Origin of the sequence: Bradyrhizobium ontarionense (assembly GCF_021088345.1) — a bacterium.
GTDB lineage: Bacteria > Pseudomonadota > Alphaproteobacteria > Rhizobiales > Xanthobacteraceae > Bradyrhizobium > Bradyrhizobium ontarionense.
Window position 1 is genome coordinate 1211569 of record NZ_CP088156.1, and the last position, 19237, is coordinate 1230805.

The window sequence follows — 19237 nt, forward strand, 5'->3', positions numbered from 1 at the left end:
GACGATGCCGGGCAGCATGCAACTTTCAGAGCTGCAGCGCCAGACGAACATCTTGCGCGCGAATCGTGACGATCGTTGTGGCGCCTCAGGCGCTGGCGGCATTCCTGGTGATGACGTGGCGGTAGTAGGCTGCGCTGAGCTTTGGCGTTCGTACCTGGCTGTCGAAATCGACGTGGTAGATGCCGAAGCGCTGCTTGTAACCGAACACCCACTCGAAATTGTCCATCAGGCTCCATAGGAAGTAGCCCTTCACGGGCACGCCTTCCGAGGTCGCGCGCTGCAGCTGGGCGAGATAGTTGCGCAGATACATCACGCGGTCGAGGTCGTTGACCTTGCCGTCCGCGGTCACCTTGTCGTCCGAGGAGGTGCCGTTCTCGGTGATGTAGATCGTCTTCAGATTCCAGATCTTGGCCGCGAGCTTCGGCACCCAATAGGCCGTCTCCGGACCGACCAGCAGCCAGGGCGAGCTCATGTGCGGGAACGAGGACGGCATCGGCAGCACGTCGAAGCCCGGCGCGCGATTGGACGCGACGACATAGGCTTGCGGCGCGTAGATGTTGAGCCCGACGAAATCGACCGGCGCCGAGATCGTGTTCAGCTCGTCGGCGGTGAATGTCGGCGCATTCTTGCCGGCCCCGGCCAGGAAGGGCTCGGTGTAGCGACCCTCGAGGATGACGTTGAGAAAGCCCGCATTCATCTCGCGGGTCGCGATCTCGGCGGCGAGGATGTTCTCCGGCGTATCGATCGCCGGCAGGCAGGCGGTGATGTTCTCGGCCATGCCGACCCGTGTGCCGGCCCGCCCCTTGGCACGGATCGCCTGCACCGCAAGGCCGTGCGCCAACGCCACGTGATGGCGCGCCTGGTTGACCTCGGCCTGCGGCAGCTTCAAGCCGGGCGCGTCAATGCCGAGGCCATAGCCGAACGGCACGAACCGGCCGCATTCGTTGATGGTGAAGATGGTCTTGACCCGGTCGCTCAGGTGCTGTGCAACATAGCCGGCATAATGCGCGAACGCCTTCGCCGTCTCGGCCGAGCGCCAGCCGCCGACGCGGTCCTGCAGCGCCTGCGGCAGGTCCCAATGATACAACGTCGCATAGGGCTCGATGCCGTTTGCCATGAGTTCGTCGACGAGACGATTGTAGAAGTCGAGGCCCTTCGGATTGGGCGTCAGCCCGCCGTCAGGAAACAGCCGCGACCAGGCGATCGAGAACCGATAGGCCCGGCAGCCGAGCTCCTTGATCAGCCGCACGTCGTCCTTGTAGCGGTTGTAGTGATCACAGGCGACGTCGCCGGTGCTGCCGTCCTCGATATTGCCCTGCCGATGGGTGAAGACGTCCCAGATCGACGGCCCGCGGCCATCGGCGGTGGCCGCGCCCTCGATCTGGTACGACGACGTCGCCGTACCCCACACGAAATCGGCGGGAAAACGTCGCCCGGTATCCTCTTTCACGGCGCCCTCCTCAGCCTGCGCGGGCCCGTTGGCGGCCCCGAGGGCAGCCAGTCCGGCCAGCTTCGCAAGATCACGGCGGGAGACGTCGTTCGGCATTGATGAACCTCAATCAGCTCGTGTTCGGGCCAGCATTTCGCCCCCGGCGCGGCCGGCAAGATGTCACCAGGAACCACATCTCGGCGCCGATTTGAACCGATGGAACCGGGCGAATTGAAGTTACATGCTTGGCGTGCTTCCGGTCCACGTCACGACCTGCGCCAGGCATCGCTCGACAGCGCAGGGGGATACCCCTATTTTGACGTCATGACCGATCACGATCACCATCACGACCATCAGCACGATCACTCGGAATTGTCCGAGACCGATCTGCGCGTCCGTGCCCTCGAGAGCATCCTGACCGAGAAGGGCTACATCGATCCGGCCGCACTCGATGTGCTCATTGAAACCTATGAGAGCAAGGTCGGCCCCCGCAATGGCGCCCGCGTCGTGGCGCGGGCCTGGACCGACCCGGCCTTCCGGGCGCGGCTGCTCGCCGATGCCACGCCAGCGATCGGCGAGCTCGGCTATGCCGGCCGCCAGGGCGAGCACATCGTGGCGGTCGAGAACACCCCGGAGCTGCACAACATGGTCGTGTGCACGCTCTGCTCCTGCTATCCCTGGCCGGTGCTCGGCCTGCCGCCGGTCTGGTACAAATCCGCGCCGTATCGTGCCAAGGCGGTCAAGGATCCGCGCGGCGTGTTGAAGGATTTCGGTTTCGAGCTGTCGCCGGCGACGAAGATCCGGGTCTGGGATTCCACGGCCGAGATCCGCTACTTCGTCTTGCCGATGCGCCCGGAAGGAACGGACGGCTGGAGCGAGGCAGAGCTCGCCGAGCTCGTCACGCGCGACAGCATGATCGGCACCGGTCTGCCGAAGCAGCCTGCGAAGGTGACCGGCTGATGGACGGAGCACACGACATGGGCGGCGTGGCCGGATTTGGTCCGGTCCGCCCCGAGCCGAACGAACCGGTGTTTCACGCCGCATGGGAGCGCCGCGCTCTGGCCATCACCCTGGCGATGGCCATGCCGGGTGGCTGGAACATCGACATGTCGCGCTTCGCGCGCGAGAACCGTCCACCGGCCGACTATCTCGCCATGAGCTACTACCAGATCTGGCTCGCAGGCCTCGAGCGCCTGATGCAGGAGCGGCACCTGGTCGAAGCCGATGAGCTCGCTGCCGGCAAGGTGCTGCATCCAGCAAAGCCCGTGGCGAAGATCCTGACCGCCGAAGGTGTTGCCGCGATGCTGCATCGGGGCGGCCCGACCGAACGCGCGGCAACGAAGCCGGCGCTGTTTGCGGTCGGCGACCGCGTGCGCGCCAGGGACATGCATCCGCCGACGCATACCCGGCTGCCGCGCTATGTACGCGGCCATCTCGGCCGCATCGAGGCCGTCAGAGGCGTGCACGTCTTCCCCGACTGCAACGCGCAGGGCGCAGGTGAAGACCCGCAATGGCTCTACACCGTGTCGTTCAGCGGGTCGGAGCTGTGGGCCGATGCGCCCGATCCGCTGCTGGAGGTGACGGTCGACGCCTTCGAGCCTTATCTGGAGCCTGCATGATGATGCCCGACCGAGCGGCGGCGCTCGCGGCCGCACGCGCCCTGCCCGATCTTCCGATCGACACTGACGGGCCGGTGTTTCGCGAGCCCTGGGAAGCGCACGCGTTCGCGATGGCCGTCACGCTCCACGCCCGCGGGCTCTTCACCTGGCCCGAATGGGCTGCCGCGCTCGCCGACGAGATTTCCCGCGCACAGACCGCGGGAGACGCCGACTGCGGCGATACCTACTACCGGCACTGGCTCGCGACCCTGGAGCGTCTCGTTGCGGAGAAGGGCGTGGCATCCGCGGAGGCCTTGACGCGTTATCGCGACGCCTGGGATCACGCCGCCGACCGCACCCCGCACGGCAAGCCGATCGAACTCAGGCCCGAGGACTTCGCGGGCTGAGCGCTACACCGCGGCGTACGGCGGGCGTCGATCGTTAAACTTGCGTGACCGGCTCGCGCTGCTTTTGGCGTTCAGGCCTTAACGGCTGAGTATTCATGATGCGAAGAGCCGTATTCGTTCGAAATTGAACATTCATCAGTGCGTCCGTAGCGTCCCGCACATCTACTTTGATGGAGTTGAGGGGACGTCGAAATGCCCGCGCCAGAGTCTTTCGCCAACATCGTCGACACGCTCGCCGGCGTGCGTCAGGACTATCACGAAAAGCTCAAATCGATCCCGCAATACGAGGCCTTCCTGCTGATCGAGAGCTCGACCGAGAAGGCCGCCGGGGCCCTGCACGGCACCGAGGCGTCGTCGTCATCGATCGCCACGGACGTGATCGATTCGCTGCAATATGCGCGCACCCGGTTCGAGCAGCATATGGCCTCGATTCCGGAATACCGTGTGCTCATGGCCATCGACAAGGTGATCAAGGAAATCTCGCAGCATCTCGGCCTCGCCGCCGCCGCCGACGATGCAGTGGCCGAGACGAGCCCTGCGACGACTGAAGTTCAGTCCGTCGAGAGCGCCGACACGGTCGCGCAGTCCGAGCCCGAGGACGAGCAGGTGCCGGAGCCAGAGGACGATGCAGACACGACGCCCGAGCCGGTCGCCGCCGATGCGCCGACGCTGCGTGTTGTCGAGACGCAGGTCAAATCGCCCTCCATCGTGCCGGCCGACCGTGACGCCGATACCGACCATGACGACGACATCGTCGTGCTCAATGCGCCGGGATGGGAAAAGGGCGGCCGCGATGCCGGGGAAGACATCACCGCACGGCTGGCGGCGCAGGCAGCGTCTGCCGCTGCCAACGCGACCGACGACGGCCACGATGTCGCGGACGCCGATCTCGTGATCGTCAGCCAGCGCGAGCCGGCCGACCACGAAGCGGCCTGACGCCGGATATCGCAGACATCATCGCCGATCTGATGCGGGGCCTCGCGGCCCCGCATCCGTTTCAGGACGGCCCGCCAGCTGCGGCGTACTCCCGCCATCCCCTGGCGCGCAGCTCGCAGGCGGGACAATGGCCGCAGCCGTAGCCCCAGTCATGGCGCGCACCACGTTCGCCGAGATAACAGGTGTGCGACTGGTCGCGGATCAGATCGACGAGGCCGGTGCCCCCGAGATCATGCGCGAGCTGCCAGGTCGCCGCCTTCGACAGCCACATCAACGGTGTGTGCAGCTCGAACGACCGCGCCATGCCCAGGCTGAGCGCGTTCTGCAGGGCTTTGATCGTCTCGTCACGGCAATCCGGATAGCCGGAATAATCCGTCTCGCACATGCCGCCGACGATGTGGCGAATGCCGCGCCGATAGGCCAGCGCGGCGGCGAAGGTGAGGAACACGAGATTGCGGCCCGGCACGAAGGTGTTGGGCAGGCCGTCAGCCCCCATCTCGATTGCGACGTCACGCGTCAGCGCGGTCTCGGAAATCGCCGCCAGCGTCGGAATGTCCAGCGTGTGGCTGTCGCCGAGCTTGCCCGCCCAATCGGGACGGACATGCACGAGCCCTTCGACCAGGCGGTCGCGGCAGTCGAGCTCGATCGCATGGCGCTGGCCATAGGCGAAGCCGATGGTCTCGACACGCGTGAAGCGGTCGAGCGCCCAGGCCAGGCAGGTCGTCGAATCCTGCCCGCCTGAGAATAGCACCAGGGCTGTCATGTCCTGCTCAATCATGGCACCCCGCTTAGCATCATCGTCCGGTCCGGCCAACCGCGGGGCAGCCGGCTTCGTGGCCGTTTTTGCTGGGACCCGCACGCCGCTTGGGGCATACAGGACCCAACCGAAAGACGCTGTCAGGACTTGCAATGACCCCTTCCCGCGACATCTCACGCCTGATCGAGATCATGGCGGCGCTGCGCACGCCCGTCACCGGCTGCCCGTGGGACGTGGAGCAGACCTTCCAGACGATCGCGCCCTACACCATCGAGGAAGCCCACGAGGTCGCGGACGCGATCACGCGCAACGACCTCGACGATCTGCGCGAGGAGCTCGGCGACCTCCTGCTGCAGGTCGTCTATCACGCCCGCATCGCCGAGGAGCAAGGCGCGTTCGCGTTCGCTGACGTCGTCGAAGGCATCACCAGGAAGATGATCCGCCGCCATCCGCATGTGTTTCCGGACAAGGACGGCAACGTCACCCAGCCCAGCAAAGGCACCTGGGATCGCATCAAGGCCGAGGAGAAGGCCGAGCGCGCGGCGCGGCGGCCGCCAGAGGAGCAGACCAGCCGGTCATCGCTGTTGGCGGGGGTCAAGGCTGGACAGCCGGCGCTGGTGCGCGCGATGGAGCTGCAGCGCAAGGCGGCCACCGTCGGCTTCGACTGGAACGATCCGCGCGCGGTGCTGCAGAAGATCCGCGAAGAGGCCGACGAGATCGAGGCCGCGCTCGACGCGAAGGACGCGACCGAGCTCGCCGCGGAAACCGGCGATCTCCTGTTCGCCCTGGTCAACCTCGCCCGCCACGCGGACGTCGATCCGGAGACGGCGCTGCGCGGCACCAACGCCAAGTTCGAGCGCCGCTTCGGCCATATCGAGCGCGCACTTTCCGCCAAGGGCCGCACGCTCGAGGAAGCCTCGCTCGACGAGATGGACGAGCTGTGGAACGAGGCGAAGGCGCTGGAGAAATAGCCTGACCCGCTCCAGCATCGAGATCAGCCGCCTTTGGTCGAGAGCACGCCTTTGGCAATGTCGACGAAGCGTTGCGCGGCAGGCGACAATCCGAAATCGGCGCGGCTCAGCAGCGACACGTGCCGGTAGATCGTCGGCTGCGACAGAGGGATGGCGGTAAGCGTCGGGAATTGGGTCTTCGGCAGCATATGCCCGGGCAGGATGCTGATGCCCGCTCCTTCGGCGGTGAGCGCCAGCGCGGTCGTGATTAGCGACACCTCCCAGGCCGGCTTCAGTGCTCGCCCGGTTTGCGCTAGTGCCTCATCGATCTGACGGCGGATTCGCGTGCCATGGCGCATCGTGATCAGGTCGGAGCTCATGATGGCGTCCCACGACAGACGGCGGTGCTTCTCGAACCGGCCGTCCTTGATCCCGATGGCCGAAAGCGGACTTTGCATGAGGGGATCAATCCTCACTTCCGGCACGCCCTCGTCCTCGACGCTGCCGAGGCCGAATTCCGCATGCCCCGCCATCACCACGGTCAGCAGCTCGTCTGGCGCAACATCACGCAAGTCGATGCTCACCTCGGGATGGCGGGATCGAAACGCCGCGAAGACGCGCGGAAGCAGCGCGGAAGCGACCCCTGCTGAGACTGCGATCGAGATCCGGCCGGCCTTGATCTCGGCGAGATCGCGCATCCTGCGGGACAGCCCTTGCGCACCGCTCAGGATGCGTTCCGCCGCCGTGATCGCCTCACGACAAGCCGCCGTTGGGTGCAGCGCCCGCGTCGTCCGATCGAACAGCCTGAGCTGAAAGTTCTCCTCGATCTGCCGAATCAGCAGGCTGATGGCCGACTGGGTGACGCGCAGTTCGGCTGCCGCCTTAGTAATGCTGCCGAGCCGATACACCGCGACCAGGGCCTCCAATTGCCGCAAGCTGGGGGGCATTAGCTTTCCTCATGAATGAATGAGAATTTTGTGGCTAATCGAAAGAGTTTGATCATGCAACATATTTGCAAATAGCGCGGCCGCAGCGAACCGGCCGCGCAGCAACAAGCAAGGGGGAGGAACACTTTGACGCAGGGGATCAATCTCGCGCGCTACGTCGACGAGCGCCCGTTGTCGGGCTTCCAGATTCGGGTCATTTGCCTGTGCGCGCTCGTCGTCGGGCTGGACGGGTTCGATGCCCAGGCGCTCGGCTTCGTCGCGCCGGCCTTGAGCAAGGACCTGCATCTGCAGCCGGGAGCCCTGGGGCCCGTGTTTGGCGCGTCCTTGTTCGGCGTGATGATCGGCTCGCTGGTGTTCGGCGCCCTCGCCGACTATCTCGGCCGCAAATGGCTCGTCGTCGCCGGCGTCCTCGTGTTCGCGCTCGGATCGCTGGCGACCACCCAGGCAACGAGCGTATCCGACCTCGTTACTATCCGGTTCCTCACCGGCCTCGGGCTCGGCGGCGTCCTGCCCAACACCATCGCCCTGACCGGTGAATATGCGCCGCAGCGCCGCAGGACCCTGCTGATCATGCTGATGTTCATGACGGTCTCACTGGGATCGGCGATCGGCGGAGCGGTCGCGGCCAAGCTCATCACTGCCTACGGCTGGCAGATCATCTTCCTGATCGGCGGCATCCTCCCGCTCATCCTCTGTCCGGTCCTGATCGTCTGGCTGCCGGAATCACTCTCGCTGCTGGCGCTCGACAACGGCAAGAGCCATCGCGTGCGCGCGCTGCTGATGCGCATCGATCCTTCGGCTCGCCTTCCGGCCGACGCGCGCTTTACGATCGTCGAGGAGAGCGGCAAGGGCTTTCTGTTGCCACAGCTGTTCACCAAGCGGCGTCTGCTGCCGACCCTGCTGCTGTGGGTCATGTTCTTCATGAACATGATGGACATCTATTTCCTCAATAGCTGGCTGCCGACGCTCACGCATGGTGTCGGGCTCGACGTCCAGGCGGCGATCGCCGTCGGCATCGCGTTCCAGTTCGGCGGCATGCTTGGCACCGTCGGGCTCGGGCTGCTGATTGAAAAGTTCGGCTTCGATCGTGTCCTGTTCGCGACCTACATTGCCGGCTTCCTCTCGATCATCACCGTCGGTTTCGCAGGGGCCTCGTTGCCGATCCTCGTGCCGGCCGTCTTCATTGCCGGCGTGGCCGTGATCGGCGGGCAGATCGGCTGCAACGCCTATGCGGCACGGATCTACCCGACCTACATCCGCGGCACCGGCATCGGCTGGGCGCTGGGCATCGGTCGCTTCGGCTCGATCCTCGGCGTCACCCTCGGTGGATTGATGCTCGCCGCAAAATGGGACGTCTCCTCGCTGTTTCAGGCGAGCGCGGTGCCGCAGCTCTGCTCGGCACTGGTGATCCTCGGCCTCGCTGTCCTCGGCATGCGCGGCAGTCTTCCGACCTCCGACGACACACAGCGGGATGCGCTCTCCACTCCCGAGCGTGCGTAGATCAAAGCAAGAGAACTGACATGAAGACGATTCAAACCCAGGTGCTCATCGTGGGCGCCGGCCCGGTCGGACTGACCGCCGCCATGGATCTCGCCTCGCGCGGCATCGACGTCGTGGTCGCAGAGATCCGACGCGCCGGCGAGCCGCCCAACGTGAAATGCAACCACGTCTCCGCGCGGTCGATGGAGGTGTTTCGCCGCCTCGGCATCGTCCGCGAGGTGCGCGAAGGTGGCCTGCCGGCCGATTTTCCCAATGACTGCGCCTATCGGACTGCGGTCGTCGGCCGCGAGCTGACGCGCATCCCGATTCCATCCCGCCAGGACCGCTACACGGCGACCGGAGGGCCGGACACCGATTGGCCGACGCCCGAGCCGCCGCATCGCATCAATCAGATCTATCTCGAGCCCATCCTGTTCGCGTGCGCCGAGGCGCAGCGCGGCGTCACGATTCTCAACCGTGTCCAGGTCGATGAGTTCGACCAAGATGACAACGGCGTGGTCGCGCGGGCGCGCGATCTCGACGCCGACCAGGACATCACCATCACCGCCGACTATCTGATTGGCTGCGATGGCGGCCGCTCGGCGGTGCGCAAGCTCATCGGCTCACGGCTCAGCGGCACCGACGTAGTGCAGCGGGTGCAGTCCACCTACATCCACGCTCCGGCGCTGAAGGACCTCATCGCCCAGAAGCCGGCGTGGATGACGATGTCGCTCAATCCGCGCCGCTGCGGCACTACCGTCTCCATCGACGGTCGCGACAATTGGCTGATCCACAACCACCTTGCTGCGGAGGAAGTGGAATTCGACAGCGTCGACCGCGATTGGGCCCTGCGCACCATCCTCGGCGTCGACGACCGTTTCCAGTATGAGATCATCAGCAAGGAGGACTGGATCGGCCGTCGCCTGGTGGCCGATCGCTTCCGGGACCGTCGTGCCTTCATCTGTGGCGATGCGGCGCACCTGTGGATCCCCTATGCCGGCTACGGCATGAATGCCGGGATCGCCGATGCGGTCGACCTGTGCTGGATGCTCGCCGGCGTCATCACGGGATGGGCCGCCCCTGCCCTGCTCGACGCCTATGAAGCGGAGCGGCAGCCGATCACCGAGCAGGTGTCGCACTTCGCGATGAACCACGCGCTCGCCGTCATGAGCCAGCGGCGCGCCGTGCCTGCCGAGGTGGAGATCGATGGTCCCGTCGGCGACGCGGCGCGGGACAGGGTCGGCAAGGCCGCCTACGATCTCAACGTGCAGCAATATTGCTGCGCCGGCCTGAACTTCGGCTATTACTACGACCGCTCGCCGGCCATCTCCTATGATGGCGAAACCCCGCCGGCCTACGGCATGGGCTATTTCACGGCGTCCACCGTGCCCGGCGCACGCGCGCCGCATGTCTGGCTGTCCGACGGACGTTCGCTGCTGGACGTGATCGGCCCGGCCTACACGCTGGTCCGGTTCGATCCGGCTGTCGATGTCACGCCGCTGATCGACGCTGCGGCACGACAGAGTGTTCCCTTGACGCTCGTGGACGTCGATCGCGCCAAGGCCGCCTATGGCTTCGCGGAAAGCCTGCTCCTGGTGCGGCCGGACTCGCATATCGCCTGGCGCGGCACGACAGCAGCGCACGAGCCCGACAAACTGTTCGATCGCCTGCGTGGCATCGTAACGCAGCCGGAGGCCATGCGCCGTGACGATGCCGTCGTTGCCTGATCCGCGTCACCGCGCCATGACCAGCCACACCACCGCGCATTACTTCCTCGAGGCCCTCGTCGATCTCGGGGTCGACTACATCTTTGCCAACCTCGGCACCGATCATGTGTCGCTGATCGAGGAAATTGCGCGCTGGGACGGCGAAGGTCGGCGGCATCCCGAGGTGATCCTTTGTCCCCACGAGGTGGTCGCGGTGCACATGGCAATGGGCTATGCGATCACCACCGGCCGCGGCCAGGCCGTGTTCGTCCATGTCGACGCCGGCACGGCGAACGCGTGCATGGCGATTCAGAATGCCTTTCGCTACCGGTTGCCGGTGCTGCTGTTTGCCGGACGAGCTCCGTTCGCGGTGCATGGCGAGCTGCCGGGAGGGCGCGATACCTACGTCCACTTCGTCCAGGACAGTTTTGACCAGGCCAGCATCGTGCGTCCCTACGTGAAATGGGACTACACGCTGCCGTCGGGCGTGGTCGTCAAGGAAGCGCTGGCCCGCGCCGCCGCCTTCATGCACAGCGATCCGCCCGGCCCGGTCTACATGATGCTGCCGCGCGAAACCCTCGCCGAGACCTGGGACGACGAGGTGATGCCGGCCTACCTGCCCGCGCGCTATGGCAGCGTCAAAGCCGGCGGCATCGAGCCGCAGCGCGCCCAGGCGATAGCGGACGCCCTCATGAAGGCGGACAACCCGATCGCCTTGACCGCCTACTTCGGACGCAGCGCCGACGCCGTTTCGGTGCTGGAACGGCTGGCGCTCATCTGCGGCATCCGTGTCGCCGAGTTCAATCCCGTCACGATGAACATCTGCCAGGACTCGCCTTGCTTCGCCGGCTCCGACCCGGCCGAGCTCGTGGCAGGCGCCGACCTTGGGCTCCTGATCGATATAGACGTGCCATTCATTCCGCAGATGCTGAAGGCCGCCGATCGACTGCGCTGGGTCCAGATCGATATCGACGCCTTGAAGGCGGACATTCCGATGTGGGGATTTGCCACCGACCTCCGCATTCAGGGCGATTCAGCTGTCATTCTTCGCCAGGTGCTGGAGATCGTCGTCGCCCGTGGCGACGACGCCTATTTGAGGAAAGTGCGTGACCGGATCGCGAGCTGGCAGCCCGCACGCGAAGCCGCGAAGGCGAAACGGATGTCGGCGGCTGCCCACAAGGGCCGGCCCGGCGCAATCAATCCGGCCTATCTGTTTGCGCGGCTGCAGGCGCTTCTCTCTGAGGACGACATCGTCGTCAACGAAGCCGTCCGCAACGCGCCGGTGCTGCAGCAGCAGCTTCGCCGAACCAAGCCGATGACCTATGTGGGCCTGGCTGGCGGCGGCCTCGGCTTCAGCGGCGGCATGGCGCTCGGGCTCAAGCTGGCCAATCCCTCGCGCCGCGTGGTGCAGATCGTCGGCGACGGCGCCTATCACTTCGCCGCGCCGGATTCCGTCTACGCCGTATCGCAGCAGTATCAGCTGCCGATCCTGACCGTCATCCTCGACAACAATGGATGGCAGGCGGTGAAGGCCTCGGTGCAACGCGTCTATCCGGACGGCGCCGCGCAGCGGACGGACGCCTTCCTCTCCAGGCTTCGCACCGGACGCCAGGATGAGCAGCGGCGTCTCGCCGACATCGCAAGCGCGTTCGGCGCCTACGGCGAACGGGTTGATGACCCGGACGAGCTCGATGCCGCGATCGAACGCTGCCTCGCAATCCTCGACGGTGGGCGCGCCGCAGTGCTGCACGTCGACATCACGCCGTTGTAGCCGTAGCGACCGACGCAGAACCGCGCCGGGTGGTCCAAAGGGCGCTCGTGCCGAGGCCGTCTGCGCACTCACAGGGGGACCACGTCGATCGCGAGGCGTCCGGCTGCAACGAGCAGCGCCAGATAGGTCAAGAGCATCCCGAAGCCGCGCACCGGCGCAGATCCGCCAAGCATCCCGATCGCATGCACCAGCCGCCCAAGAGCGAGGGTTGTCCCGATTCCGATTACCATCCAGGCCGGAGCGGCATGCGCTTCCACCAAACCGAGAGAAATCACCCCGAGCGGCACGTATTCGGTAAAATTGCCTTGGGCCCGGATACGGCGGCGCAGAGACTCGTCCGCGCCTTCACCCACCATGACTCCCACCTTCGCTCGCAGAACAGAAACTGGGACCGAGAGAACGACGAGAGCGATGGCGAAGATCGCCACAAAGATCGATGTAATAGGAAGCATGGTCGTCGAGACGCTCCGTTCATATTTTCCGCACACTGTCGACGATTGCACTGCCGCCGGCAGTGCAACATCTTTGATTGAATCCGGCGCGTCAGAACATCGTCTGCACATAGGGTGATGGGCCTACCCGGGCAGCGTTCTGCGTGATGAACGAGGCGGCCAACAGGACGAGGCCAACTACGGCTGGCAGGGCGCCACTGGGCTTTCGGACGCCGATATACGCCAAGCCGGACAGCAGCAGGTGATAGAACATGCCTGCATAGGCGAGATCGCTGAGCGCCGTGCTGATGCGCAGCAGGATTGCGGCCGGGCCCAAGACTTTCACGACGATCATGAACGGCACGAGGTAGCCCGGATAGCCCAACTCGGCGAGAACCTGCCGGACCCAATCTCCTTTGGCGACGTACACATAGGCGGAAGTCAGATACAGCAGCGACAGAAGCGCCGTGCTGATCCAGTAGGTATAGATTGCAGGCATGGGTTCTCTTTGATCGCTGTTGAAGCAGCAATCTCTGTTTCATCTTGGTCTGTCAGGATGCGCGCATTCACTTGCGCGCGGCTGACACGGAAAATGTCGAATAAGATTGATTTTCGCAAGTAGGATGAATTATTTGCACCAAGTATGGAAAAGCAGACCATGGCCGGCAAGGAAGCCAACATGCACGCGGAGATGCGGCGCGCATTCGCGCTGCTCTCAGGCAAGTGGAAGCTGGAGATCATGTGGCTGCTGGACCAGCGGATCTACCGCTTCGGGGAGCTGCGGAAGGCAATTCCCGGCATCACCCAGCACGTGCTGACCGCGCAGCTTCGCGAACTTGAGGCAGACGGCCTGGTTTCGCGCACGGTGTTCGCGGAAGTGCCTCTTCGGGTTGAATACAAGATCACCGAAAAGGCACGAGGCCTTGGCCCTACAATGAAGGCCTTGACTGCCTGGTGGACCAAGTACGGGAAGAGCGTCCCGGCAAAGCCGAGCGGACGCGGCCGCAAGGCGAAGCACGGCTGAACCGTGCAGAGCGGCCGTATACAGCTCCCCTTACGCCACGTCGTGACGTTTTACGCGTACCCGGAGTCCAGATCCATCTGGCTGCGGCGTTTGTCTGAGAGTTGGCGAGCCGCTCGAAATCACGCCACCCGCGGCACGCCGTGATAGCGCTCGACCACGATGTCGCGTTTCGTCGCGTCGACGCGGACGGTCATGTCGTAATGACCTTCGTGCAGCTCCTTGGCGAGGACCTCGGCGTTGCGGTGCAGCCAGCTGATGCCGGCGCCGTCGGCGGCGTCGATGGTGAGATCGAGCGTCGTCCGCGCCGCGGCGAGCCGGTCCTCGATCGCCTGCAGCAGCGGCGCGACGCCCTCCCCGGTCTCGGCCGACACGAGCAGGCATGGCCGCTCCGGCGGCCGCCGGCTTGCGATGTTGACGAGGTTCTCGCGCGCCGCCTCGTCCAGCCGGTCGATCTTGTTCCAGACCTCGATGATGGTGTCGTTGGCCTCCGGATCGATGCCGAGCTGGCTCAGCACCAGCTCGACGTCGTGCTGTTGCGCCTCGGCATCCTCATGCGACATGTCGCGCACGTGCAGGATCACGTCGGCCTCGAGCACCTCCTCCAGCGTGGCGCGGAAGGCGGCGACGAGCTGCGTCGGCAGGTTGGAGATGAAGCCGACGGTGTCGGACAGCATCGCCTTGCCACCATGCGGCAGGCCGATCGCACGCAAGGTGGGGTCGAGCGTCGCGAACAGCATGTCGGCCGCCTGCACGTCGGCGCGGGTCAGGCGGTTGAACAGCGTCGACTTGCCCGCATTGGTGTAGCCGACCAGCGCCACCACCCGATACGGCACGCGCTGGCGGCCGGCGCGGTGCAGCCGCCGCGTCGCCTGGACCTTCTTGATCTCGTTCTCGAGCCGGGTGATGCGGTCGCCGATCAGCCGGCGGTCGGCCTCGATCTGGGTTTCGCCCGGGCCGCCCATGAAGCCGAAGCCGCCACGCTGGCGTTCGAGATGGGTCCAGGAGCGCACCAGGCGGCTGCGCTGATAGTTGAGATGCGCGAGCTCGACCTGCAGCGAGCCTTCCTTGGTCTTGGCGCGGCGGCCGAAGATCTCCAGGATCAGGCCGGTGCGATCAAGCACCTTGGTATTCCAGGCCTTCTCGAGATTGCGCTGCTGGATCGGCGACAGCGCGCAATCCATCACGACGAGCTCGACCCCGTGGCCTGCGATCACGCCCCCGATCTCGTCAACCTTGCCCTTGCCGAGATAGGTCGCGGGACGAATCTGCTGGATCGGTGCAAGGATCGATTCGGCCACCGTCAGCTCGATGGCGCGCGCTAGCCCCGCGGCCTCATCGATCCGCGCCTCGAAATCACGCATGTCGGAATGACCAGCTTGCGCGCCGTCGTCACCACGGCGCGCCCGCAAGTAAGGGCCGATCACGATGACCAGCCCTGTCGTCTTGATGTCATCCGGCCTGGAAAGGCCGATGCCCCCTTCGCGATCGCGGGGTTCCAATCAGGTCACTCTCACGTCAGGTTACTCTCACGCAGAGGCGTCCTCGCCACCCTCGAACAGCTGGATCGGGGCGCCCGGCATGATGGTGGAGATCGCATGCTTGTAGACGAGCTGCGAGTGACCGTCGCGCCGGAGCAGCAGGCAGAAATTGTCGAACCATGTGACAATCCCCTGCAATTTCACGCCATTGACCAGAAAGATCGTGAGCGGCGTCTTGGTTTTGCGGACATGGTTGAGAAAAGTGTCTTGTAGGTTTTGTGCGCGGTCTGCCGCCATTGTTGTTATCTCGCAGTCTTGTTGCTTTTTCTTATTGAACCGTCGGCGGTCCGATTGCAGGTCGCGGACTCGTCGCGGTGGCCCATGATCCATTGAGATCCCCCTCGAGGGATCATGAGATGCCGGATTAGAAGACAGGCGAGCATATTAGGCAAGCCGATTGCACGGAACCCGGTTCCAAAAGAACCGGATTCGTCCGTAAAAGTCCGGGATCGGACGAATTTTCCAATGTAAATTCGTCCAGTCGTGCCGGCCTTGGTCCAGGTCGGCAATTTCAGCCGACCCCGAGCGCCTTTAGCTTGCGATGCAGGGCCGATCGCTCCATGCCGACGAACTCCGCCGTGCGCGAAATGTTGCCGGAAAAGCGGCTGATCTGGGCGATCAGATAGTCGCGCTCGAACACCTCGCGGGCCTCACGCAACGGCAGGCCCATGATGTGCTCGCCATTGTTGCTCGTCGGCATCGCCGGAACCATCGATCCCACGTCCGGCGGCAGCATGTCGGCCGTGATGATCACCTCCGGCCCGCCGGCGGCCAGGATCATCACGCGTTCGACGTTGTTGCGGAGCTGGCGGACGTTGCCCGGCCAGACATGGGACTGCAGCACGGCCATCGCATCCTGGCCGATCTGCCGTTTCGGCAAGCCGGTCGTCGCCGAAATCTGCTCCATGAAGTAGTCGATCAGTTCGGGAATGTCCTCGCGCCGCTCCGAGAGCGGCGGGACACGGATCGGAACCACCGAGAGGCGGTGATAGAGATCCTCGCGGAAGCGGCCGGCCGAGATCTCCTCCTCCAGGTTCCGTGCCGTGGAGGAGATGATGCGTACATCGACGTGCACTTTGGTGGTCCCGCCCGAACGCTGAAACGTCTGGTCGACCAGGACCCGCAGGATCTTGTTCTGCGTCTCGCGCGGCATGTCCGCGATCTCGTCGACGAACAGCGTGCCGCCATGCGCCTCTTCGAGCGCACCGGTCTTGCGGGCATGCTCGCCGTTGGACTGCTCGACGCCGAACAGCTCCTCCTCCATCCGCTCCGGCGTGATCGCGGCCGCGTTGATGACGACGAATGGACCTTCGGCGCGGGGCGACTGGGTATGCAGCGTGCGGGCGGCAAGCTCCTTGCCGGAGCCGGGAGGACCGACGATCAGGATGCGGCTGTTGGCCTTGGCGGCGCGCTCGATGGTCTGGCGCAGCTGATTCATCGACGGCGAGCGACCGGTCATGCTGCTCGCGGTCGGCGCGAGCTGCTTGAGCTCGCGCACCTCGCGCTTCAGCCGCGAATTCTCCAGCGCGCGCGTCGCGACCAGGATCAGGCGGTCGGACTTGAACGGCTTTTCGATGAAGTCATAGGCACCGCGCTTGATCGCGGCGACCGCGGTCTCGATGTTGCCGTGGCCCGAGATCATGACGACCGGCAGATCCGGGTGATCCTTCTTGATCTGTTCCAGGAGCTGCAGGCCGTCGAGCTTTGAGCCCTGAAGCCAGATGTCGAGGAATACCAGGTTCGGTCGGCGGCCCGCGATCTCGGCCAGTGCCGAATCGCTGTCGCGAGCGGTTCGCGTCGTGAAGCCCTCGTCATCCAGGATGCCGGCTACCAGCTCCCGGATATCGGCTTCATCGTCGACAATCAGAATATCACTCGCCATGGGTCACGCCTGTCTCGTCAGCTGCCTGTTGCGGCTTGGACTTTTGGTTGGTCATTGGTCGTTTGAACCGTGCTCGCGGTTTCCCCGCTCGCCTCGGTCTTCTGCACATTGTCCGTAGCGGTCGCCGGCTCCTTGCCGGGCTTTGCCGCCTGGCCGGACACGGCAAAGCGCAGCCGCATCCAGGCGCCGCGCTGGCCGGCGCGGAAATCGGAAGCGTCCTTCAGCTCCAGCTTGCCGCCATGGTCTTCCAGCACGCGGCCGACGATCGCGAGCCCGAGGCCCGTGCCCTTGGCGCGCGTGGTGACATAAGGCTCGAGCAGCCGCTGCCGCGCCACCTTGGGCAGGCCGATGCCGTTGTCGATCACGTCGATCAGCACGTCGTCGCCTTCGCGCGAGGCCACGACGTCGATGCGTCCCTTGCCAAGCTCCTCCGGCGGCACCACCTCGATCGCCTCGGTGGCGTTCTTGATGATGTTGGTCAGCGCCTGCGAGATCAGCCGGCGGTCGAACTGCGCGCGCAGCGGGTCCTGCCTGAGCTCGGTCTCGATGTCGATCTCGGGATGCGCGACCTTCATCAGGAACACAGCCTGCCGCACTGCATCGGCGACGTCCTCGCCTTCCATCACGGGCTTCGGCATCCGCGCGAAGCGCGAGAACTCGTCGACCATTCGCCTGATGTCGTCGACCTGCCGCACGATCGTCTCGGTACATTGCTCAAATATGGCCTTGTCCTCGGTGATGACCTTGCCGAATTTGCGGCGAATGCGCTCTGCGGACAGCTGAATTGGCGTCAGCGGATTCTTGATCTCGTGCGCGATGCGGCGTGCGACGTCGCCCCAGGCCGATGTGCGCTGCGCTGAGACGAGCTCAGTGATGTCGTCGAGCGTGATGATGTAGCTGTCGCGCGCCTGGTTGGTCTGCTCGGCGGTGACACGGACCGAGAGGTTGCGCTCATTGCCGTCGCGCTGGACCGTGACCTGTCCCTGCACCAGACGCTGCTTGCCTTCGCGCGCCGTCTTCATCATGTCGTCGAGCTCGGGCAGCACGTCGGACAGCGGATGATCGAGCGTCTCGGATTCGGCATGCCCGATCAGCTTCTCGGCCGAACGGTTGAGGATGGCGACGCTTCCGGAGGCATCGACGCCGATGATGCCGGCGGATGCCGACGACAGCACCGCCTCGATGAAGCGGCGCCTGCTGTCGATCAGTTCGCTCGCACTGACCAGCTCGTCGCGCTGCGTGCGCAGCTCCTGCGTCATCTTGTTGAAGGTCTGGCCGAGCTGGGCGAGGTCGCCTTCCGATCTGTGCACGGGAACCTGGACGTTGAGGTCGCCGGTCGCCACCGTGTGTGCGGCGTTCATCAGCTGGCGGATCGGCGACACCAGCCAGTTGGCGAAGTTCAATCCGATCAGCACCGACGCCATCAGGATGGTCAGCGCGATCACCGCGAACATCAGTGCGAAGGCGACCTGGATGCCGAAGCGGCGCGCCTCCACCTGGGCGTATTCGGCGACCGAGGTTTCGGTCTGCTTGAGCTGCGCGATCACGCGGGGATCGAGCAGCCGGGCGACGTAGAGGAAGGTGTCGTTGAAGGCGCGCAGGCGAATCACCGCCGCAACGTAGTTGGCGTCGGGGAACACCGCGATCTGCGGCTCGGTCTCGTTGACGTTGCTGAGGAAATCGGCCGGCGGCGTCTGGAACGTCTGCTGGATGCCGGTCTCGGCCGTCTCCAGGACGGTGCGATCCTTGTCGATCAGCATCGCGCCGGGCAGGTTGCGCGACGCGGCGCTGGCGGTCAGCAGCTCTCGGAAGGTGCCGCGGTCCTGGTCGTAGAGCGGCCGCGCATGGGCGACGTCGTTGGCCATGCCCAAGATGTCGCCGCGGATCAGCTGCGCGTGCTCGTAGGTGTAGGCGCGCGCGACCGTCAGCGAGTTCTGGATCGCCTCTTTGGCCGGGCCGGAGAACAGCCGGTCGAGGCCGCGGTCGATGGTGACGTTGGCCACCAGCGACACCAGCACCGCCGGCAGCACCGCGATCACCGAGAACAGGCTGACGATCTGGACGTGCAGGCGCGCCGCCGCCCGGCCCCGCCGCCGCGCCTGGACCATCTGCCAGACCTCGCGGATGATGATCCCGACCAGGATCAGGATCGTTCCGGCGTCGATCAGGAGGAAGGTGCTGACGACCTCAGGCGTCGGCTCGATCGGGCTTAAGCCCACCAGGACGATGAAGGTCAGGAAAGCCGACAGCAACGCGAGCGCCACCGCCGCCGGCGCCAGCCAGGTACGCCAGGTCCAGCGCCGGGCCTCGGCGGTGGACGAATCGAAAGGTGTGGCCGAGGTCTCTGCGCTGGTCATTCCGGCAGTGGGGTGATGCTGAACG

General features: G+C 65.2%; 18 protein-coding genes. 9 read left to right on the top strand and 9 right to left on the bottom strand.

What is annotated here, in order from left to right; translation table 11 throughout:
- Positions 1-85: 85 nt before the first annotated feature.
- The gene (locus LQG66_RS05410; RefSeq protein WP_231324236.1) at positions 86-1546 is read right to left on the bottom strand and encodes a GH1 family beta-glucosidase; all 1461 of its coding nucleotides are present in this window, start codon (positions 1544-1546) and stop codon (positions 86-88) included.
- 207 nt (positions 1547-1753) lie between these two features.
- Here LQG66_RS05410 and nthA point away from each other — a divergent pair, with 207 nt between their 5' ends.
- The 4 genes from nthA (at position 1754) to LQG66_RS05430 (ending at position 4370) form a co-directional block, all read left to right on the top strand.
- Complete coding sequence (gene nthA, locus LQG66_RS05415; protein WP_231327697.1) at positions 1754-2389, top strand: nitrile hydratase subunit alpha; 636 nt, start codon at positions 1754-1756, stop codon at positions 2387-2389.
- Positions 2389-3048, top strand: a complete 660-nt coding sequence (nthB, locus tag LQG66_RS05420) for a nitrile hydratase subunit beta (RefSeq protein WP_231324238.1) — start codon at positions 2389-2391, stop codon at positions 3046-3048. The genes nthA and nthB overlap by 1 nt, the downstream gene beginning before the upstream one ends.
- Positions 3045-3434, top strand: coding sequence for a nitrile hydratase accessory protein (locus LQG66_RS05425; protein WP_231324241.1), 390 nt, complete (start codon positions 3045-3047; stop codon positions 3432-3434). Before nthB ends, LQG66_RS05425 begins: the two co-directional genes overlap by 4 nt.
- Before the next feature lie 192 nt (positions 3435-3626).
- Positions 3627-4370, top strand: a complete 744-nt coding sequence (locus tag LQG66_RS05430) for a hypothetical protein (RefSeq protein WP_231324243.1) — start codon at positions 3627-3629, stop codon at positions 4368-4370.
- A 61-nt stretch (positions 4371-4431) separates the two neighbouring features.
- Here the strand turns inward: LQG66_RS05430 and queC are convergent, their stop codons facing one another.
- Positions 4432-5148, bottom strand: a complete 717-nt coding sequence (gene queC, locus LQG66_RS05435; RefSeq protein WP_231324245.1) for a 7-cyano-7-deazaguanine synthase QueC — start codon at positions 5146-5148, stop codon at positions 4432-4434.
- Positions 5149-5279: 131 nt separating this feature from the next.
- Between queC and mazG the strand changes: the two genes are divergently transcribed.
- A complete protein-coding gene (mazG, locus tag LQG66_RS05440) occupies positions 5280-6098 on the top strand; it encodes a nucleoside triphosphate pyrophosphohydrolase (protein ID WP_231324247.1) in 819 nt (272 codons plus the stop codon).
- 23 nt (positions 6099-6121) lie between these two features.
- Here mazG and LQG66_RS05445 read toward each other — a convergent pair whose 3' ends face one another.
- Positions 6122-7024: a LysR family transcriptional regulator gene (locus LQG66_RS05445; RefSeq protein WP_231324250.1), complete on the bottom strand. Its 903-nt coding sequence runs from the start codon at positions 7022-7024 to the stop codon at positions 6122-6124.
- 126 nt (positions 7025-7150) lie between these two features.
- Here LQG66_RS05445 and LQG66_RS05450 point away from each other — a divergent pair, with 126 nt between their 5' ends.
- The 3 genes from LQG66_RS05450 to LQG66_RS05460 are packed head-to-tail and all read left to right on the top strand — an operon-like array spanning position 7151 to position 11980.
- Positions 7151-8524: an MFS transporter gene (locus tag LQG66_RS05450; RefSeq protein ID WP_231324252.1), complete on the top strand. Its 1374-nt coding sequence runs from the start codon at positions 7151-7153 to the stop codon at positions 8522-8524.
- Positions 8525-8544: 20 nt separating this feature from the next.
- Positions 8545-10230 (top strand): FAD-dependent oxidoreductase, encoded by a 1686-nt coding sequence (locus LQG66_RS05455; RefSeq protein ID WP_231324254.1) that lies wholly within the window; start codon positions 8545-8547, stop codon positions 10228-10230.
- Complete coding sequence (locus LQG66_RS05460) at positions 10214-11980, top strand: thiamine pyrophosphate-requiring protein (protein ID WP_231327698.1); 1767 nt, start codon at positions 10214-10216, stop codon at positions 11978-11980. Before LQG66_RS05455 ends, LQG66_RS05460 begins: the two co-directional genes overlap by 17 nt.
- Positions 11981-12048: 68 nt before the next feature.
- Here LQG66_RS05460 and LQG66_RS05465 read toward each other — a convergent pair whose 3' ends face one another.
- Together LQG66_RS05465 and LQG66_RS05470 are read right to left on the bottom strand one after the other, a co-directional pair.
- Complete coding sequence (locus LQG66_RS05465; RefSeq protein WP_231324256.1) at positions 12049-12432, bottom strand: MAPEG family protein; 384 nt, start codon at positions 12430-12432, stop codon at positions 12049-12051.
- A 91-nt stretch (positions 12433-12523) separates the two neighbouring features.
- On the bottom strand, positions 12524-12910 hold the full coding sequence (locus LQG66_RS05470) for a DoxX family protein (protein ID WP_231324258.1): 387 nt from the start codon (positions 12908-12910) through the stop codon (positions 12524-12526).
- A gap of 144 nt (positions 12911-13054) precedes the next feature.
- On the opposite strand from LQG66_RS05470, the gene LQG66_RS05475 reads away from it, so the two are divergent.
- Positions 13055-13435, top strand: a complete 381-nt coding sequence (locus LQG66_RS05475) for a winged helix-turn-helix transcriptional regulator (protein ID WP_231324259.1) — start codon at positions 13055-13057, stop codon at positions 13433-13435.
- A 119-nt stretch (positions 13436-13554) separates the two neighbouring features.
- On the opposite strand, the gene hflX is transcribed toward LQG66_RS05475, so the two are convergent.
- The 4 genes from hflX to LQG66_RS05495 all read right to left on the bottom strand — a co-directional run bounded on the left by hflX (position 13555) and on the right by LQG66_RS05495 (position 19212).
- Complete coding sequence (gene hflX / locus LQG66_RS05480; protein ID WP_231324260.1) at positions 13555-14934, bottom strand: GTPase HflX; 1380 nt, start codon at positions 14932-14934, stop codon at positions 13555-13557.
- Between the two features lie 27 nt (positions 14935-14961).
- On the bottom strand, positions 14962-15210 hold the full coding sequence (gene hfq / locus LQG66_RS05485) for an RNA chaperone Hfq (RefSeq protein ID WP_006613906.1): 249 nt from the start codon (positions 15208-15210) through the stop codon (positions 14962-14964).
- A gap of 274 nt (positions 15211-15484) precedes the next feature.
- On the bottom strand, positions 15485-16855 hold the full coding sequence (gene ntrX / locus LQG66_RS05490) for a nitrogen assimilation response regulator NtrX (RefSeq protein ID WP_231324261.1): 1371 nt from the start codon (positions 16853-16855) through the stop codon (positions 15485-15487).
- Between the two features lie 17 nt (positions 16856-16872).
- Positions 16873-19212 carry a sensor histidine kinase NtrY-like gene (locus tag LQG66_RS05495; RefSeq protein WP_231324262.1) on the bottom strand — a complete coding sequence of 780 codons (2340 nt, stop codon included), beginning with the start codon at positions 19210-19212 and terminating at the stop codon, positions 16873-16875.
- Positions 19213-19237: the final 25 nt, after the last annotated feature.

Bases quoted from the DNA above. Each gene is read 5' to 3' on its own strand.
- LQG66_RS05410 (WP_231324236.1), bottom strand. From the start codon at position 1,546: ATGCCGAACGACGTCTCCCGCCGTGATCTTGCGAAGCTGGCCGGACTG.
- nthA (WP_231327697.1), top strand. From the start codon at position 1,754: ATGACCGATCACGATCACCATCACGACCATCAGCACGATCACTCGGAA.
- nthB (WP_231324238.1), top strand. From the start codon at position 2,389: ATGGACGGAGCACACGACATGGGCGGCGTGGCCGGATTTGGTCCGGTC.
- LQG66_RS05425 (WP_231324241.1), top strand. From the start codon at position 3,045: ATGATGATGCCCGACCGAGCGGCGGCGCTCGCGGCCGCACGCGCCCTG.
- LQG66_RS05430 (WP_231324243.1), top strand. From the start codon at position 3,627: ATGCCCGCGCCAGAGTCTTTCGCCAACATCGTCGACACGCTCGCCGGC.
- queC (WP_231324245.1), bottom strand. From the start codon at position 5,148: ATGATTGAGCAGGACATGACAGCCCTGGTGCTATTCTCAGGCGGGCAG.
- mazG (WP_231324247.1), top strand. From the start codon at position 5,280: ATGACCCCTTCCCGCGACATCTCACGCCTGATCGAGATCATGGCGGCG.
- LQG66_RS05445 (WP_231324250.1), bottom strand. From the start codon at position 7,024: ATGCCCCCCAGCTTGCGGCAATTGGAGGCCCTGGTCGCGGTGTATCGG.
- LQG66_RS05455 (WP_231324254.1), top strand. From the start codon at position 8,545: ATGAAGACGATTCAAACCCAGGTGCTCATCGTGGGCGCCGGCCCGGTC.
- LQG66_RS05460 (WP_231327698.1), top strand. From the start codon at position 10,214: ATGCCGTCGTTGCCTGATCCGCGTCACCGCGCCATGACCAGCCACACC.
- LQG66_RS05465 (WP_231324256.1), bottom strand. From the start codon at position 12,432: ATGCTTCCTATTACATCGATCTTTGTGGCGATCTTCGCCATCGCTCTC.
- LQG66_RS05470 (WP_231324258.1), bottom strand. From the start codon at position 12,910: ATGCCTGCAATCTATACCTACTGGATCAGCACGGCGCTTCTGTCGCTG.
- LQG66_RS05475 (WP_231324259.1), top strand. From the start codon at position 13,055: ATGGAAAAGCAGACCATGGCCGGCAAGGAAGCCAACATGCACGCGGAG.
- hfq (WP_006613906.1), bottom strand. From the start codon at position 15,210: ATGGCGGCAGACCGCGCACAAAACCTACAAGACACTTTTCTCAACCAT.
- ntrX (WP_231324261.1), bottom strand. From the start codon at position 16,855: ATGGCGAGTGATATTCTGATTGTCGACGATGAAGCCGATATCCGGGAG.
- LQG66_RS05495 (WP_231324262.1), bottom strand. From the start codon at position 19,212: ATGACCAGCGCAGAGACCTCGGCCACACCTTTCGATTCGTCCACCGCC.